Genomic DNA, 16,064 nt, shown 5'->3' with positions numbered 1-16,064 from the left:
CGGCACGATGATGGATCTGACGCAAGAAGCTGGCGCGGCGCAGGACGCGCGTGTCTCCCTGGATATCCGGGGAGTCATGGCGTCTCTGCCGCATCGTTACCCGATGCTGCTGGTCGACCGTGTCGAATCGGTCGTTCCGGGTAGCACGATCCATGCGGTCAAGGCGGTGTCGATCAATGAGTCCTTCTTTCAGGGCCATTTTCCGACCCGCCCAATCATGCCGGGTGTGCTGATCATCGAAGCGATGGCGCAGGCTGCCGGCGTGCTGACGGTCGAAACGTTGGGTCTGCGCGATTCGGGCAAGCTGGTCTATTTCATGAGCATTGACGGGGCGAAGTTCCGCAATCCCGTGGAACCTGGCTGCCTGCTGGACCTGCATGTCGATCTGCTCCAGATCAGGGGCATGGTCTGCAAGTTCGCGGGCAAGGCATTGGTGAACGGCAAGTTGGCGGCGGAAGCCAATTTCGTCGCCATGATCGCCGAACCGCCCAAGGACTGATCTGTCTATAGGCTTTGCAAGGGGGGCGGCGCGCGAAATGGTGCGCCGCCCCCCTTGGTTCATCCAATCTTTCGTCAGTCTTGCCTTTGGCGGCTAAACGCTGTAACCGCGCGCCTTCGCGAGATTTTCACGCATCCCCGGCCGGTCGGAAACCGGCCTTGAACGGAGCAAGGTATATGAAGGCCAATATTCACCCCGACTATCACATGATCACCATCCAGATGACCGATGGTACGACGTTCCAGACCCGTTCGACCTGGGGCAAGGAAGGTGACACGATGGCGCTCGACATCGACCCCAAGTCGCATCCGGCATGGATTGGCGGCCAGCGTCAGCTGGATCAGGGCGGTCAGGTTGCGCGCTTCAACAAGCGTTTCGGCGGCCTGTCGCTGAAGAAATAATCGGCCTTCACCGGTACGGTAGAGAAAAGGGCGTCCAGCGGGCGCCCTTTTCTTTTATGAGCGTGTCGCTGGAGCGATGTCCGGTCGAACGAACCCTGCTGCCGACTCGGCAACCGTGGAAAATGCTCTAAGGTGCTGCCCCATGACCTTGCTCCTGTCCGAGCGCCATGACGGCCTGCTCATCCTCACCCTCAATGATCCCGATCATCGCAATATCCTGTCGGCCGACCTCAGCAATGCGCTGACGCAAGCTGTGCTGGCAGCGGGTGCGGACCCCGGCGTGAAGGCGCTGATCGTCACCGGGGCGGGGGCTGCCTTTTGCGCGGGTGCGCGGCTCGATGATCTTGAAGCGGCGGCATCGGGTGACGATGCGGCGGTGCATGCGGTCTATCGCGCCTTCATGACGGTTGCGGATTGCCCATTGCCGACGATCGCGGCGGTCAATGGCGCGGCAGTCGGGGCGGGCATGAACCTGGCGCTGGCCTGCGACATGCGGATTGCGACGCCGACCGCGCTGTTCGACACGCGGTTCCTGAAGATCGGTTTGCATCCGGGCGGTGGCCATAGCTGGATGCTGTTGCGCGCGGTCGGCTGGGCCAGGGCGAGCCAGATGTTGTTGGGCGGGCAGGGGTTGCGCGGCGACGCTGCGCTGAACGCTGGGCTTGTGCAGCAGTTGAGCGCGCCGGATAAGCTGCTGGAGGATGCGATGGCGCTGGCTGCCCCCATGCTGGAAACGTCGCGCGACCTGCTGTTGCGGACGAAGGCGACGCTACATCATGCTGCGCGTAGTAGCCATGCGGATGCCTTTGCCCATGAAACCGCCGCGCAGGCCTGGTCGCTGGGTGAGCCGGGGTTTGCAGCTTTGCTGGAGCGGATGCGCGGCGAAATAGCGCGTCGGTAGCGGCTGGCCAGCCGTCCATGGGCAGTCTAGCGTGGGATATGGCGCTTACTCCATTGCCTATATTCCCACGATGAGCCGCGGTGCCGCGCGACCGCTGGGGCTGGCTGCCTGCATCGCGCTGGTCATGGGCAATATGATCGGGTCGGGGGTGTTCCTGTTGCCCGCCTCGCTCGCGCCCTATGGCTGGGACGCGGTGCCGGGCTGGTTCGTCACGATCGGCGGCGCGATGGCGCTGGCCTTTGTCATTGCCCGGCTGACCGTTCACCTGCCCGATGTGAAAGGGCCATCGCAGATGATTGCGCGCGCCTTTGGCCCCATGGCTGGGTTTGCGAACGGCTGGATTTATTGGGTGTCGATCATTACCGCCAATGTGACGATCGCCGTTGCGGCGGTGGCCAATCTGAGCGATCTGCTGCCGGTTCTGGCGCGGGAGCCTTTGCTGGCGGCGCTGGCTGCAACTGGAGCGATCTGGACGGCAACCGGCGTGAATTTGCTAGGTGCGCGGGTCGCTGGTGCTACGCAACTGGCGACGACGCTGGTCAAGTTGCTGCCGTTGGGCGTCGTGGTAATCCTGCTACTGGTGACGCTGGTGAGTGGGACGGCCGATGTTGTGCCTTTTCCGGCCACCGGGTTCAGCGCGAACGGGATCACAGTGAGCGCGGCGCTGACCTTATGGGCGCTGCTTGGCTTTGAATCGGCGAGTGCGGCGGCGGACAAGGTGGCCGATCCCACGCGTACCATTCCGCGCGCCACGCTGATCGGGACGGGCCTGACGGGTGCCTTCTATATCCTCGTCTGTTCCGGGATCGCGCTGACCCTGCCCGCTGCGGAGGCGCAGTCGGGATCGCCCTTTGCTGCCTTTGTCGGCCATTATTGGTCGCCCGGTCCCGCGCGGTTGGTGGCGCTGTTCGCAGCGATCAGCTGCCTTGGCGCACTCAATGGCTGGACGTTGCTTCAGGGTGAGGTGCCGCTCGCGATGGCCCGTGCGGGAGAACTGCCGTGCTGGCTGGCGGCGACCGATGCGCGGGGGACTCCGGTGCGCGCGATTCTGGTGTCCAGCCTTGCCGCGACGCTGTTGCTGGTCGCCAACAGCCTGCAGGGGTTGGTGGCGTTGTTCACGGCGATGGCGCTGCTGTCCACGTCGGCGACGCTGTGGTTGTATCTGGGGTGCTCGCTGGCCAGCCTGCGCTTTCGGGTCGCATTGCCGGCAGCCATGATCGGTACGGTATATGCGCTCTGGACGTTGTGGGGGGCAGGGTGGCAGGCGAGCGGCCTCAGCCTGGTGCTGATGGTGCTGGGGTTCCCGCTCTACTGGTGGGCGCGGCGTGAACGCTGATTTTTTTGGGGGCTAGCGGTTGCGCTGATCTTCCAGGAAACCGCTGATCGCCAGCCCACTTGCGTTGAGCAGGGGATAAGTGCGCGAATCGCTCAGCCAGTCGGGCCGCCGTGCGCCGCTGCCGTAGAATGTATCGTAGACAAGGGAGAAGGCGAGGAAGGCCAAGGTCGCGCCGATCAGTCCCTTGACCGCGCCGAAACCCCCGCCCAGCACCCGGTCGACCGGCCCCAGCACAGACTGACGCGTGCGCGCGCCGATGGATCGCGCGATCAGCTTGCCCGCGGTGAAGGTGACACCGAACACCAGTATGAAGGACAGGATGCCTGCGCCGCTTTCCGTGCCGATGAAGGGTGTGAGCAATTCTGCGACCGACGCATGGAACAGCCGCACGGCGAAGATGCCCGATACCCAGGCGATCAGCGATAGCGTTTCGGTTACGAAGCCGCGCAGTAGCCCGAACAGAGCGCAGCCGCCGATCAGCAGCAGGACGAGGATGTCGATGGCGGTCATAGGCCTTCAGCCGCTATCCGCGACCGAGCATCTGGTCAACCAGTTGGGCAAGGGTGCGAAAGCCGCTGATCGCTATTCCGGGGACGCCATCGGCGATGCTGCCGGGAACAAAGGCTCGATCAAACCCCAGTTTCGCTGCTTCCCGCAACCGTAATGGTGCATGGGCGACGGGGCGAATCTCACCCGACAGCGCGACTTCGCCGAACAGCACGACATCGGCGGGGACGGGGCGTTCCGACAGGGCCGAGATCAGCGCTGCCGCCACGGCAAGGTCTGCCGCCGGATCGGACACGCGATAGCCACCCGCGATGTTGAGATAGACCTCACAGGTCGAAAAGCTGAGGCCGCAGCGCGATTCCAGCACGGCGAGGATCATCGATAGCCGTCCGCTGTCCCAGCCGACCACTGCCCGGCGGGGGGTCGCGCCGCTGGCGAGGCGGACGGTCAGCGCCTGAATCTCGATCAATACCGGCCTTGTCCCCTCCAGCGCGGGGAAGACGGTCGCGCCCGTCACGCTCTCGTCGCGATGGGTCAGGAACAGGGCGGAGGGGTTTGACACTTCCTCCAGCCCTTCGGCCACCATCGCAAAAACGCCGATCTCGTCCGTGCCGCCGAAGCGGTTCTTGATCGCGCGCAGGATGCGATATTGATGGCTGCGCTCTCCCTCGAAACTCAGAACCGTATCGACCATATGTTCGAGGACGCGCGGCCCGGCGATGCTGCCGTCCTTGGTCACATGGCCGACCAGTACGAGCGCGGTGCCGCGCAGTTTGGCATAACGGATCAGTTCCTGTGCCGACGCGCGCACCTGACTGACAGTGCCGGGCGCGCCCTCTATCTGGTCACTATGCACCGTCTGGATCGAATCGATGACCAGCAGCGCCGGGGGTGGGCCGTCGCCCAGCGTCGTCAATATGTCGCGCACGGACGTCGCGCTGGCCAATTGCACGGGTGATTCGCCAAGGCCCAGTCGACGGGCGCGCAGTCGCACCTGATCGGCCGCTTCCTCGCCACTGATATAGATGACCCCCGGTCCACGCGCCGCGATTCGCGCGGCGGCCTGAAGCAGCAAGGTGGATTTTCCAATGCCCGGGTCGCCGCCGATCAGTGTCGCCGAACCGGGAACCAGCCCGCCGCCCAGCGCGCGGTCAAACTCCGCAATGCCGGTGCTGGCGCGCGGGGGTAGCGGGATGTCGGCATCAAGGCCGACCAGTTGCAAGGCCCGCCCGCCGGTCTGAAGGTCATGCTTGGCCGAAAAGACGGTTTCGGGCGCTTCTTCGAGAAGGCTGTTCCACTCGCCGCAATCCTCGCACTGGCCCTGCCAGCGGGTCGCGATCGTCCCGCACTGCTGACAGACATATTTCCGCTTTGCCTTTGCCATGGGCCCATGCATATCAGAACATATGTGGAACGCCAGTCAAACTTCACGGGAGTTATGGAAACCCCGCGCGGCTTGGGGCATTGGCTGTTTATGAAGACATTGCGCGTCGCCAGCTACAATATCCGCAAGGCCATCGGGACCGATCGCCGCCGCAGCCCGGAGCGGGTGCTGGAGGTGTTGAACGAAATCGATGCTGATCTTGTTGCGCTTCAGGAGGCCGACCGACGGTTCGGGGTGCGGACAGCAGCTATCCCGCCCCGCCTGCTGGAAAGTCACAGCGCCTATAAGCCGGTGCCGCTGAATGTGCAGACCGACAGCATGGGCTGGCACGGCAATGCGATTCTGGTGCGGAAAGAGGCAGAGGTCAATTTTTTCGATGTGCTGCACCTGCCCTGCCTGGAACCACGCGGTGCGACGGTGGCGGAGGTCAGCCTGAACGGCATAGCCCTGCGCGCCTTCGGCATGCATCTGGACCTGTCGGGCCTGTGGCGGCGGCGGCAGGCGGCCGCGGTCATCCATAGCGCGGCACAGGGCGCTGCGATGCCCACGGTGTTGATGGGCGACCTTAACGAATGGAGCGCCGATCGCGGCTGCCTCGCCGATTTCGCCCGCCACTACAGCTTTGCGCCATGCGGGCGCAGTTTCCATGCGCGGCGGCCGGTCGCGCGGCTCGACCGGATTATGCATTGCGCGCGGTTGCATGTGGTCGAATGCGGTGTCCATGAAAGTGCGGCGGCGCGCCGGGCGTCGGACCATCTGCCGATCTGGGCGGAGCTGGCGCTGACGTGACGGGGGAACGGTGCTCGACAAATTGCCCACCCTCTGCGAACCCTGAGCCATGAGAGAGAAGGAGCTTAGGCTCGCGCTGGTCTGCTATGGCGGGATCAGCCTGGCCATCTACATGCACGGCATCACCAAGGAAATCTGGCGTCTGGCCCGCGCCAGTCGCGCTTTCCACGATGGCGCGCCGATCGAACCCGGCGTGCAGGGCATCTATCAACAACTGTTGGCCGAGATGGAAAGCGCTAGCGGGACGCGGCTGCGAATCCTGCCCGACATCATTGCGGGGGCCAGCGCAGGCGGGATTAACGGTATCTTTCTGGCGCAGGCGATCGAGACGGGCCAATCGCTGGAACCACTCACCCAATTGTGGCTGGACAATGCCGATGTTGAGCAACTGCTCGATCCCGACGCGCGGCCCGCGCGCCAATTGACCAAATTCTGGGCGACGCCGCTCGTGTGGATGGCCGCGCGCCATCCGGGCGATACGGTGGAACGCACGGTCGCCCCCGACACGCGGGAAGAGGTGCGGCGCAAGCTGTCGCACTTCATCCGCTCGCGCTGGTTCGAGCCGCCTTTTGGCGGCGAGGTATTCTCGACCATGTTGCTGGACGCGTTCGACGCGATGACGGCGGCTGAGGCGGGGCCGCCACTACTGCCTGAAGGGCATCCGCTGGACCTGTTCGTTACCGTCACGGACTTTGAGGGACATGCGCAAAGCCTGACCCTCAACAGCCCGCCGGAAGTGGTCGAGACCGAGCATCGCCTGTCGATCGGCTTTAGCGCGCATGGGCGAGCGGGCAGCGGCGACCGGGCTGCGGGGCGACGGCGCTTTGCGGATGCCGCCGAACTGGTTTTTGCCGCGCGTGCCACCGCCAGTTTTCCCGGCGCTTTCCCACCCTTTACCGTGCGGGAGCTGGACCGGGTGCTGAAGGGGCGGCATCGCAACTGGCCGGGGCGCGATGCTTTCCTGGCGCGGGTGCTGCCGCGACAGGCCGCGCATGGACATGCCGAGGATACGGTGCTGATCGACGGATCGGTGCTGGCCAACGCCCCCTTTGCTCAGGCGATCGGCGCACTGCGGAACCGCCCGTCGCGGCGGGAGGTTGACCGCCGCTTCGTCTATATCGATCCCAAGCCGGGGCAACGCAGCATCCGCCTCAATCGCGGCGGCGAGCAGGTGGAGGAAGCAGAGGGGCATGATGCGCCACTGCCTGGCTTTTTCCGTACTATTTTCGGCGCATTGAGCGACATTCCCCGCGAACAGCCCATTCGGGATAATCTGGAAGCGATCGAGCGTCATTCGGCTGGCGTGCGTCGTACTGGACGCATCCTGGCTGCGCTGCGCCCGGCGATTGAGGCCGAGGTGGAGGGGGCGGTCGGCGGGATATTGTTCCTCGACCGGCCGAACCCGCAAAGGCTGGCGACATGGCGGGCGAAAGTCCAGCACCGGGCCGCGAATGCGGCGGGTTTCGCCTATTCGGCCTATGGTCACCTCAAGCTTTCGGGCATCGTCGAGGAGAGCGCAGCCCTGCTTTTTGCCCTGAGTGGCGAGGAGGGTGCGATGATGCGCGACAGTTTTCGTCGCGCGCTATGGGGCCATGTTCGAGCCGAGGGTATCGACCAACTGAGCGGGGGGTTGAGCGCCAAATCCGTGCCGGTCCAGTTTTTCCGCGCGCAGGACCTGGGTTTCCGTGTCCGCCGCCTGCGTTTCATGGCACGGTGCCTGACCGAAATTCTGGAGGCGCAAAGTAGCGTCAATGAAGCGGCGGTCGAGGCGATGCGCGAGGCCATTTATCAGGGTCTGGCCGAATATGCGCCGTGCGAGTCGCCGGACCATTATGGCGCAGACGTGCTGACGGCGGCGCGCGATACGCTCGACAAGCCGGGGGAGGCGTTCGCCGCTCTGGCGCAGGCGCGCGATCTGGGCGCGCGTGACGCCGCGGCAGAGGCCGTGCTGTCCGAAGCATTATGGGGGCTGCCCAAGGTGGAGCGGCGGGCGATGCTGCTGGCTTATCTCGGTTTTCCCTTCACCGACATCGCCACCCTGCCGCTATTGCAGGGGGACGCGCTGGAGGAACATGACCCGATCAAGGTGGACCGCATCTCACCAGAGGATTGCCATGCGATCCGCTCCGGTGGGGCCGTGGCAACACTGAAAGGCATCGAGTTCAACAATTTCGGCGCTTTCTTCAGCCGTGCCTATCGGGAGAATGATTATCTGTGGGGGCGGCTGCATGGGGTGGAGCGGCTTCTGGATATCGTGATTTCAGCCATGCCCACAGCAAGCCGTCTATCCGCCGACACAGTGGCCGGTTATAGGCGTTCGGCGTTTCTGGCTGTGCTGGACGAAGAGGAAGACCGGCTGCCGCTGGTCGCCGACCTCATCGCCAGCCTGCGCGAGGAGATCGGATGACGGGGCCGTTTCGATGCTGGGGAAGAAGGACGCTGCTGGTGCTTGCCTGCGCCGGGATCGGTGCCGGTATCGGCGGTTGTACGCCTTCATCCGGTGATGACACAGCGGTCGCCAATACAACCTCTGTCAACAGGGATGCCATCGCCCCGGTGGAGCAGAAAGGCATAGGCATAGCAAGCGTGCCCGTCGCCAATGTCGCTGCGCCTGTGGCCCCGGTCTCCCGCCCTGCGCCTGTCAGGCCTGCCAAGCCTGCCGAGGCTGCACAATCACTGGATCTGCCGGCTTCGAATGCCGCGACCGATGCGCCTGTCTTTCCAGCGGAAGTCACCACTTTCATGGTGGACCGGGACGGGTGTGACCATTTCCGGGGTGAGGAACCCTATGATGCCGAACGCGCCGCCTATCTGGAGCAGAGCATCCGCGAGCTGTGTGCTGGTTCCGATGCCAGGCTAGCCAAGCTGCGGCGGCGCTATGCCGAGGAACCTGATGTGATCGCGGCTCTGGGCAATTATGAAGAACGGATCGAGTCGCCCGAAGAGCCATAGCGTTGATTTGGCAGCGATGTAGCATGGGCCTTTTGTCCCAGTGACAGCGCGCTCATGTGACGCTAGGGGAGGCGGCATGATGGGGGTAATCAGACAGAGTGAGGGAGGGCGTGGCCTGTTGGCGGCGCTGGCTCTGATCGTCCTGTGTCTTCAACTGGTTGCGCCGTCGGGCTTCATGCCCGTCCGCACTGACAAGGGCGTGGTCGTCGCCCTGTGTACGGGGCAGGGCGCCGTCAATGTCGTCGTGCATCGCGAGTCCGCGCCCGGCGATCATGGTCCGGCCGGCGACGATCGGTTCATGCAGCAGCATTGCGCTTTTGCCGGGGGCGCGACCCAGCCGCTGCTGCCGCCCTTGCCCCTGGCCGACCTGTCGTTACCTGCCTGGACGAGCGGCTTTGGCGTCATCGCCTTTGCGGTCAAGATTGGCTGGATCGCGCGGCTAGCTGCGCCGCCGCCGCCCTCATCGGGGCCGCCCGCACTTCTTCCGAAAAACAACCATCCTGATTGACGCCCGGCCGTAAAGGTCGGCGCGTCGCTGTTTTTCCGAAAGTGTTCCACCATGTCCTTTTCTGCTCTTTCGCGCGGCGCGTCGCTGTGTGCGCTCGCCTTTGCCCTGTCGCCTGTTATCGCCCATGCCGATGAGGCGGATGGCACGAGCATCATCGTCACCGCCAGCCAGACGATCGAGGATGCCGCCACGCAGATTGCCCGCACGCCGGGCGGCGTCGATATCGTGTCGGCCGATGATTTCCGGGGCAAGCTCGCTGTTTCGCTGCGCGACACGTTGGCCTTCTCGCCCGGTGTCTACACCCAGCCGCGTTTCGGGCAGGAAGTGCGCCTGTCGATCCGCGGGTCGGGGATCAGCCGGGGCTTTCATATGCGGGGGCTGACCTTGTTGCAGGATGGCATCCCCATCAATCTGGCCGATGACAATGGCGATTTTCAGGAACTCGATCCGCAGGTCTTCCAGCATATCGAGGTCTATCGTGGCGGTAATGCGCTGCGGCTGGGCGGATCGACGCTAGGCGGGGCGATCAATGCGGTGACGCCGACTGGGCGGACTGCACCGGGGTTGGGCCTGTCGATCGATGGCGGGGCGTTCGACACTATCCGCGCGAAAGTGGAGGGCGGCTATGCCGATGAGCGGGGTGACGCATGGGCTGCGATCACCGCTGATCGGTCGGATGGTGACCGCGACCATGGACGGCGCAAGAGCCTGCGCTTCAACGGCAATGTCGGCCTGCGCCTGTCCGACCGGCTGGAAACGCGCTTCTATGCGAGCGCGCAGAGCATCCGGCAGGAGCTTCCCGGCGCGCTGACGGAAGCCGATGCGCTGAACAACCCGAAGAAGGGAAATTTCAGCGGCGATCAGGCGCGCGACATCGATTCAATTCGATTACAGAACCGAACGGTTCTGGATTTGGGTAAGGGGCAGCTTTCGGGTGGGGTATTCCTCAACCTGAAACATTTGTTTCATCCGATCTTTCAGGTGATCGACCAGACATCGACGGACTATGGCGTTTTTGGCCGGTACGACATGCAGGCCGGGCCGCTGGGCCTGACGATCGGCACGACCGCGCGTTTCGGAGAGGTGCAGTCGCGGCGCTTCGTGAACGTCAATGGCGATCGCCAGCCGGGGCGTGCGCCGGCCATGCTCGCCGAACAGCGGGCGCATACGATCAACAGCTATGGCGAAATTCGCTATGCGCCGGTCGATCGGCTGACGCTGATTGCCGGGGGCATTTATACCGACGCGCATCGGGTGCAGGAACAGAGTGTCCCGGCATCTGTTCGAGGGCAGGTCGATTATGATGCCTTCGCGCCCAAATTCGGCCTGTTGTTCGAACCGTCGTCGGCGGTGCAATTCTATGTCAATTATAGCCGATCGGTCGAAATGCCGGGCTTTGGCGAAGTAGCGCAGGTCGCCGCCTTCGTCCCCGTCCGCCCGCAAAAGGTGTGGACGGCGGAGATCGGTACGCGTGGCCATGCGGGCATCGCGACGTGGGACATCAGCCTGTATCGCGCCGACCTGAAGGGCGAGATGCTGCAATATAGCGTGTCGGCGGATATTCCGGCCGCGACCTTCAACGCCGGGCGGACGCGGCATCAGGGCGTGGAGGTGGGGCTGGATCTTGATCTGGCGCCGTGGCTGCGATTGCGCTCCGTCTATCAATATAGCGACTTCCGGTTTCGCGACGACAGCGAATATGGCGACAACCGCCTGCCTGTGATCCCGCGTCACATGACCCGCGCGCAGTTGCGGATCGGGGACGACGCCCTGTCCGTTACGCCGTCGGTTGAATGGGTGCCGCAGGGCGCATGGGTCGACTATGCGAACACGAAACGAGTGGGCGGCTATGCGCTGCTGGGGCTGGCCGCGCAGGCGGAGGTCCGCAAGGGCGTAACGTTGTTCGTAGATGCCCGGAACCTGACCAATGAGAAGGCAGTCGGCGACATCAGTGCGGTGGTGAATTATGCCGCGCTTACGCCTGCTGCACGCGCGATCTTCTATCCGGTCGAGCGGCGCGCCGTTTATGGCGGTGTGCGGGCGCGGTTCTGATGGACGGCAAACACCTCTATCGGGCGATGTGGCGCTGGCATTTCTTTGCTGGCCTGATCGTCCTGCCGGTCCTCGCGCTGATGGCGGTGACGGGCGCGCTCTATCTCTACAAGCCGGAGATCGAGCGGGCCGTCTATCATGATCGGATCATCCTGACGACGATCGGACCGATGCTCGCTCCCTCGCGCTTTGTCCGGGCGGTTGAAACCGCGACGGGCGAGCGGGTCGCGCAGATCATCCGGCCTGCCGCTGCGGATGAAAGCTGGCGCTTGACCGTGCGGCCGGAGGGTAAGCCGCCAATCACGCTGTTCGTCGATCCGCATGATGGGGCCATTCTTGGCCGGATCTCGGACGGCGGCATCATGCAGACGGTCAAGCATCTGCATAGTCTGGCGCTGACCGGCCCGGTCGGCAATCTACTGGTCGAGATCGTGGCGGGCTGGGCTATTCTGTTGGTCGTGACCGGCTTTTATCTGCGCTGGCCGCGTGCGGGGAGCCGGGCGCTGGCGTTGCGGGGACGGCCCGGCGGACGGCTATTCTGGCAGGATCTGCATGGCACATTGGGCTTTCTGGCCGCCGGGGTGATCCTGTTCCTCGCCGTCACAGGCATGCCGTGGACGGATGTGTGGGGCGGCGGACTGCGGAACGTCGTCGCCGCCAACAATTGGGGCCGCCCCAAATCGCCGGTCCTGCCCTGGGTCCAATCGACGAAAGATGTGCTGCCCTGGACGTTGAGAGAGAGTGGCGCGAGCATCGGCGGTCATGGCGATGTTGGGGTGGATGCGGTGATCCGGATCGCTGGCCAACGCGGCGTCGGTGGCGGATACAGCCTGATCCTGCCCGCGACGCCGGGCGCACCCTATCTGGTCGTGACCAGTGTCATGGCGGCGCAGGATGCGCGGGCCATCACCGTCGACGCCGGATCGGGCGCGGTCGTGCAAGATATTGACTGGCGGCATTTCGGGCCGGGGGCAAAGGCGGTGGAATGGGGCATCGCGACCCATCAGGGCCAGCAATATGGGGAGGTGAACCGCCTGCTGATGTTGGCGGGCTGTCTGGTGCTGCTGTTGCTGTGCGCGACCGGGCCGATCCTGTGGTGGAAGCGGCGTCGTGATGGCCGCTTGGCCCCGCCGCCTTCTGCGCCGCCGGGCGCTGGGCGGACCGTGGCAGGGCTGATGATCCTGCTGGGCGCGCTGTTTCCGTTGACTGGCCTGTCGATGATCGCGGCGCTGGGCGGGGGGAGGCTGGTCAGGCGGGTCCGCTCGACCTGATCCCCGCCAGTGCGGCGGCGTCTGGCCAATGATAACGGACTTCGGGTGCCATGCGGCCATCGGGGGCCATGCGATCCATTTCCTCGACCACGCGCCCGCCCATCCGCTCGTAGAAAGTGCGGGCGGGCCGGTTTTCGGTATAGCAAAAGAGGTGGACGCCATCCTGCGGGAACGCGTCGGCGGCCCATCTGGCGGCGGCGCGCAGCAACAGTGCGCCAACGCCGCTGCCTTTCGCATCTGGCAGGACGTGCAGATTGTCGACCAGCGTGCCCCAGCGCGGATCGGCTCCGCCCACCACGCAGACAAAGCCCATCGCTTCGCCATCGCGCTCGGCGATCAGCAGGTGCATGGCAGGGGAGGGGGCCGCCAACCGCGCGCTCCATACGGTCAGTCTGTCGGTGTCCAACTCGTCCGCAAGCCAGCCCGTATCCAATATCGCGGCATAGGCGTTGCGCCAGCTAATAGCATGCAACCGGGCGATCAGGGGCGCATCCGCACGGCCTGCCTGTCGCAATGTCACGCAGTTGTTAGCCATAGGGGTCAGCTGTCCTTCGCGCCCAGCCGATGCTCGCCCTTCACCCAGCGGACGGTGCCCGTGCTGGCGCGCATTACCACGCTTTCGGTGGTCAACTTGCCGCCCGGCAGGCGCTTGACCCCAGCCAGCAGCGAGCCGTCGGTCACGCCCGTCGCCGCGAAGATACAATCGCCGCGGGCAAGTTCCTTGAGGTCGTAAATCCGGTCCAGATCCTCGATCCCCCATTTATAGGCGCGCTGCTTCTCATCCTCGTTGCGGAACAGCAGGCGCCCCTTGAACTGGCCACCGACGCAGCGCAGCGCCGCGCAGGCCAATACCCCCTCCGGCGCGCCGCCTGACCCCATATAGATGTCGATCGTAGTTTCGGGGTCAGTCGTGGCGATAACGCCCGCAACGTCGCCGTCCGGGATCAGCATGATGCCGCAACCAATGGCGCGCAACTCGGCGATCAGCTTTTCATGGCGCGGGCGGTCGAGGACGCAGACGATGATGTCGCCCGGTTCCACGCCCTTGTGCGCGGCCACCGCCTCGACATTCTCCCGCACCGATTTTTTGAGATCGATGACGCCATCGGGGTAGCCCGGCCCCACGGCCAGCTTCTCCATATAGACGTCAGGCGCGTTCAGCAGTCCGCCTTCTTCGGAGATCGCCAGCACGGCGAGCGCATTCGGCCCGGCTTTGGCGGTGATCGTGGTGCCCTCCAGCGGGTCGAGCGCGATGTCGATTTTTGGTCCGGTGCCGATCGCGTTGCCGACCTTCTCCCCTATATAGAGCATTGGCGCCTCGTCCCGCTCGCCCTCACCGATCACCACGGTGCCGTCCATATAAAGGTCGTTAAAGGCAAGGCGCATCGCTTCGACGGCGGCGGCGTCGGCCGCCTTCTCATCGCCCCGGCCAACGAGCCTGGCCGCAGCGATCGCCGCAGCCTCGGTCACGCGGACCATTTCCAGCACCAGTACGCGGTCGAGCGTCGAGCTAGCCTGCACCATCATTGTTCCTCTTCTGGTCTCTTATCAGGATAGCGCGATAGGGAGTCCCCCGGCCCTTGTCGAGCGGCGCCCTCTTCCCTTTTCGCCTTTTCGCGCTGGCGGTGCAACACATCGGCTCATGCCGCGTTGGTGCTTTCAAGAGGGAGATATCATGAAAGCCATGTTGTCATGATCGCCATCCTGATCGCCGCCGCCACGCTGGCGACGCCATCGGTTGTGACGCATCGGATTCGCCGTCAGCCCGGCGCGCCATCCTGTCAGGCCGTGCCCGCACTTTGCATGGGGGGTGTGCGAGCGGAGGTGACTCCTCTCGTGGAGAGCGATGCAGATCGACCTCCCAGCAGCAAGATGGATGCCTATGGCTATGAAGCGCGACCGTGCCGGATCATAGGCAATATGGATTGCCCGAAACGCGCCCGCCGCCAGATTTTTCGCCTGGGCGAACCGATTGGTGACACACTGACGCGCAGCTTCGGCCTGCGATAGCGCCGTCTTAAGGTCGCAACGATCAATCCAATATGTGCATGACCATCGGCGTCTGGAGCAGGCTGTCCGATCCCGCCAGGCGATGCAGCGCATCATGGACCCAGCGTTCCTCGCCCGCATGGGTGACGATCGCGACCAGCACGCCATCGGCCTGATTGGCGCCGCGCTGGATCATGCTTTCGATCGACACGCCTGCGTCACGGGTCGCCGCTGCAATCTCCGCCAGCACGCCAGGGCGGTCCTGAACCTTGAAGCGCAGATAGGTGCGACCTACGCGCTTGCCCGCGTCGGCGGGGTTCTGTGGGGTGAGTGCCGCGACCGGCATGGCGAAAGCGTCGCCATATTCGTCGCGGGCCACGTCAATCAGGTCGGCGACCACAGCCGACGCCGTCGGCCCATCGCCCGCGCCGCGTCCCTGGAAGAAGAGGCGGCCGACAAAATTACCCTCAGCCACCACGGCGTTCAGCGATCCGTCGACATGGGCCAGCGGATGGTCGAGCGGCACCAGCATCGGATGGACACGCTGGAACAGGCCACCCGCCCCATTCTCGGCCATGCCGACCAGCCGGATGCGGAAGCCCAGTGCTGCGGCCTCGGCAATGTCGGCGGCGATGACGTGGCGGATGCCGGTGGTGGCGACGGCATCGAAGTCCAGTTCGGTGCCGAAGGCCAGCGCGGCGAGGATGGTCAGCTTGTGCGCGGCGTCGATGCCGTCAATGTCGAAGCTTGGATCGGCCTCGGCATAGCCCAGATCCTGCGCTTCCTTCAGCACCTCGTCGAAGCTGCGAGCTTCTTTCTCCATGGTGGTCAGGATGTAGTTGCAGGTGCCGTTCAGAATGCCATAGACGCGGCTGATCTCGTTCGCTGCGGCGCCTTCGCGCATGCCTTTGATGACCGGGATTCCGCCTGCGACCGCCGCTTCATATTTGAGCGCGATGCCCGCCTTCTCCGCGATCGTTGCCAGCGACAGGCCGTGATGCGCGAGCATCGCCTTGTTCGCGGTGACGAAGGGCTTGCCCGCGGCCAGGCATTGCCGCGCAAGGGTGAGGGCAGGACCGTCTGATCCGCCGATCAGTTCCACGACCACATCGACATCGTCGCGGGTTGCCAGCGTCATCATGTCGTCGACCCATTCATAGGGCGACAGGTCGACGCCCCGGTCCTTGGTCCGGTCGCGTGCGGAAATGGCGACGATCTGGATTGGGCAGCCCGCCCGCCTGGCGATCAGGGCGCCATTGGTCTCCAGCAGGCGAATGACGCCACCGCCCACCGTTCCCAGGCCGACGAGCGCGACGCGCAGCGGAGCGTGGCGATGGAGGTTGGTCATGCGCGTCATATCCTTGTGTCTTGGGCACCTGGAGCGCGCTGCGTTAAATTTGATGCAGCGTGCTCCAGTTCTTTAGTTCTTTCGTCACATCCTGCGATGTTCTGGAATGCGGGGCGCTGATAGCGGC

16 protein-coding genes are annotated in these 16,064 nt (G+C 64.5%); 11 read left to right on the top strand and 5 right to left on the bottom strand.

Annotated elements, in window-relative coordinates:
- Positions 1–7 precede the first annotated feature (7 nt).
- The 4 genes from fabZ (at position 8) to WFR25_RS21445 (ending at position 3,137) form a co-directional block, all read left to right on the top strand.
- A complete protein-coding gene (gene fabZ / locus WFR25_RS21460; protein WP_336973542.1) occupies positions 8–499 on the top strand; it encodes a 3-hydroxyacyl-ACP dehydratase FabZ in 492 nt (163 codons plus the stop codon).
- Positions 500–675: 176 nt separating this feature from the next.
- A complete protein-coding gene (gene rpmE / locus WFR25_RS21455) occupies positions 676–900 on the top strand; it encodes a 50S ribosomal protein L31 (RefSeq protein ID WP_336973540.1) in 225 nt (74 codons plus the stop codon).
- A 142-nt stretch (positions 901–1,042) separates the two neighbouring features.
- Positions 1,043–1,801 carry an enoyl-CoA hydratase gene (locus WFR25_RS21450; protein ID WP_336973539.1) on the top strand — a complete coding sequence of 253 codons (759 nt, stop codon included), beginning with the start codon at positions 1,043–1,045 and terminating at the stop codon, positions 1,799–1,801.
- Between the two features lie 70 nt (positions 1,802–1,871).
- Positions 1,872–3,137, top strand: a complete 1,266-nt coding sequence (locus WFR25_RS21445; RefSeq protein WP_336973538.1) for an amino acid permease — start codon at positions 1,872–1,874, stop codon at positions 3,135–3,137.
- 12 nt (positions 3,138–3,149) lie between these two features.
- Here WFR25_RS21445 and WFR25_RS21440 read toward each other — a convergent pair whose 3' ends face one another.
- Together WFR25_RS21440 and radA are read right to left on the bottom strand one after the other, a co-directional pair.
- Entirely contained in the window at positions 3,150–3,647 is a 498-nt protein-coding gene (locus tag WFR25_RS21440) for a CvpA family protein (protein ID WP_336973537.1), read from the bottom strand.
- 13 nt (positions 3,648–3,660) lie between these two features.
- Entirely contained in the window at positions 3,661–5,028 is a 1,368-nt protein-coding gene (gene radA, locus WFR25_RS21435) for a DNA repair protein RadA (protein ID WP_336973536.1), read from the bottom strand.
- Positions 5,029–5,118: 90 nt separating this feature from the next.
- On the opposite strand from radA, the gene WFR25_RS21430 reads away from it, so the two are divergent.
- The 6 genes from WFR25_RS21430 (at position 5,119) to WFR25_RS21405 (ending at position 12,600) form a co-directional block, all read left to right on the top strand.
- Positions 5,119–5,817, top strand: a complete 699-nt coding sequence (locus WFR25_RS21430) for an endonuclease/exonuclease/phosphatase family protein (protein WP_336973535.1) — start codon at positions 5,119–5,121, stop codon at positions 5,815–5,817.
- 49 nt (positions 5,818–5,866) lie between these two features.
- Positions 5,867–8,224: a patatin-like protein gene (locus WFR25_RS21425; RefSeq protein WP_336973534.1), complete on the top strand. Its 2,358-nt coding sequence runs from the start codon at positions 5,867–5,869 to the stop codon at positions 8,222–8,224.
- The gene (locus tag WFR25_RS21420; RefSeq protein ID WP_336973532.1) at positions 8,221–8,769 is read left to right on the top strand and encodes a hypothetical protein; all 549 of its coding nucleotides are present in this window, start codon (positions 8,221–8,223) and stop codon (positions 8,767–8,769) included. Before WFR25_RS21425 ends, WFR25_RS21420 begins: the two co-directional genes overlap by 4 nt.
- Before the next feature lie 76 nt (positions 8,770–8,845).
- Complete coding sequence (locus tag WFR25_RS21415) at positions 8,846–9,277, top strand: DUF2946 family protein (RefSeq protein ID WP_336973531.1); 432 nt, start codon at positions 8,846–8,848, stop codon at positions 9,275–9,277.
- Positions 9,278–9,328: 51 nt separating this feature from the next.
- Positions 9,329–11,329, top strand: a complete 2,001-nt coding sequence (locus WFR25_RS21410) for a TonB-dependent receptor family protein (protein WP_336973530.1) — start codon at positions 9,329–9,331, stop codon at positions 11,327–11,329.
- Positions 11,329–12,600, top strand: coding sequence for a PepSY-associated TM helix domain-containing protein (locus WFR25_RS21405; protein WP_336973529.1), 1,272 nt, complete (start codon positions 11,329–11,331; stop codon positions 12,598–12,600). Before WFR25_RS21410 ends, WFR25_RS21405 begins: the two co-directional genes overlap by 1 nt.
- On the opposite strand, the gene WFR25_RS21400 is transcribed toward WFR25_RS21405, so the two are convergent.
- Together WFR25_RS21400 and glpX are read right to left on the bottom strand one after the other, a co-directional pair.
- Entirely contained in the window at positions 12,578–13,135 is a 558-nt protein-coding gene (locus WFR25_RS21400) for a GNAT family N-acetyltransferase (protein WP_336973528.1), read from the bottom strand. The genes WFR25_RS21405 and WFR25_RS21400 overlap by 23 nt on opposite strands.
- 5 nt (positions 13,136–13,140) lie before the next feature.
- A complete protein-coding gene (gene glpX / locus WFR25_RS21395; protein ID WP_336974995.1) occupies positions 13,141–14,124 on the bottom strand; it encodes a class II fructose-bisphosphatase in 984 nt (327 codons plus the stop codon).
- 168 nt (positions 14,125–14,292) lie between these two features.
- Here glpX and WFR25_RS21390 point away from each other — a divergent pair, with 168 nt between their 5' ends.
- Entirely contained in the window at positions 14,293–14,610 is a 318-nt protein-coding gene (locus tag WFR25_RS21390; protein WP_336973527.1) for a hypothetical protein, read from the top strand.
- 22 nt (positions 14,611–14,632) lie between these two features.
- On the opposite strand, the gene WFR25_RS21385 is transcribed toward WFR25_RS21390, so the two are convergent.
- Complete coding sequence (locus tag WFR25_RS21385) at positions 14,633–15,937, bottom strand: homoserine dehydrogenase (protein ID WP_336973526.1); 1,305 nt, start codon at positions 15,935–15,937, stop codon at positions 14,633–14,635.
- Positions 15,938–16,064 lie beyond the last annotated feature (127 nt).

The organism is Sphingobium aromaticiconvertens (genome assembly GCF_037154075.1).
Classification (GTDB): domain Bacteria; phylum Pseudomonadota; class Alphaproteobacteria; order Sphingomonadales; family Sphingomonadaceae; genus Sphingobium; species Sphingobium aromaticiconvertens.
This window is presented reverse-complemented; position numbering and strand designations above follow the sequence as displayed.

Coding starts and splice junctions, on each gene's coding strand:
- fabZ (WP_336973542.1), top strand. CDS start 8: ATGATGGATCTGACGCAAGAAGCTGGCGCGGCGCAGGACGCGCGTGTC.
- WFR25_RS21415 (WP_336973531.1), top strand. CDS start 8,846: ATGATGGGGGTAATCAGACAGAGTGAGGGAGGGCGTGGCCTGTTGGCG.
- WFR25_RS21405 (WP_336973529.1), top strand. CDS start 11,329: ATGGACGGCAAACACCTCTATCGGGCGATGTGGCGCTGGCATTTCTTT.
- radA (WP_336973536.1), bottom strand. CDS start 5,028: ATGGCAAAGGCAAAGCGGAAATATGTCTGTCAGCAGTGCGGGACGATC.
- WFR25_RS21400 (WP_336973528.1), bottom strand. CDS start 13,135: ATGGCTAACAACTGCGTGACATTGCGACAGGCAGGCCGTGCGGATGCG.
- rpmE (WP_336973540.1), top strand. CDS start 676: ATGAAGGCCAATATTCACCCCGACTATCACATGATCACCATCCAGATG.
- WFR25_RS21450 (WP_336973539.1), top strand. CDS start 1,043: ATGACCTTGCTCCTGTCCGAGCGCCATGACGGCCTGCTCATCCTCACC.
- WFR25_RS21420 (WP_336973532.1), top strand. CDS start 8,221: ATGACGGGGCCGTTTCGATGCTGGGGAAGAAGGACGCTGCTGGTGCTT.
- WFR25_RS21385 (WP_336973526.1), bottom strand. CDS start 15,937: ATGACCAACCTCCATCGCCACGCTCCGCTGCGCGTCGCGCTCGTCGGC.
- WFR25_RS21430 (WP_336973535.1), top strand. CDS start 5,119: ATGAAGACATTGCGCGTCGCCAGCTACAATATCCGCAAGGCCATCGGG.
- WFR25_RS21445 (WP_336973538.1), top strand. CDS start 1,872: ATGAGCCGCGGTGCCGCGCGACCGCTGGGGCTGGCTGCCTGCATCGCG.
- WFR25_RS21425 (WP_336973534.1), top strand. CDS start 5,867: ATGAGAGAGAAGGAGCTTAGGCTCGCGCTGGTCTGCTATGGCGGGATC.
- WFR25_RS21410 (WP_336973530.1), top strand. CDS start 9,329: ATGTCCTTTTCTGCTCTTTCGCGCGGCGCGTCGCTGTGTGCGCTCGCC.
- WFR25_RS21440 (WP_336973537.1), bottom strand. CDS start 3,647: ATGACCGCCATCGACATCCTCGTCCTGCTGCTGATCGGCGGCTGCGCT.
- glpX (WP_336974995.1), bottom strand. CDS start 14,124: ATGGTGCAGGCTAGCTCGACGCTCGACCGCGTACTGGTGCTGGAAATG.
- WFR25_RS21390 (WP_336973527.1), top strand. CDS start 14,293: ATGATCGCCATCCTGATCGCCGCCGCCACGCTGGCGACGCCATCGGTT.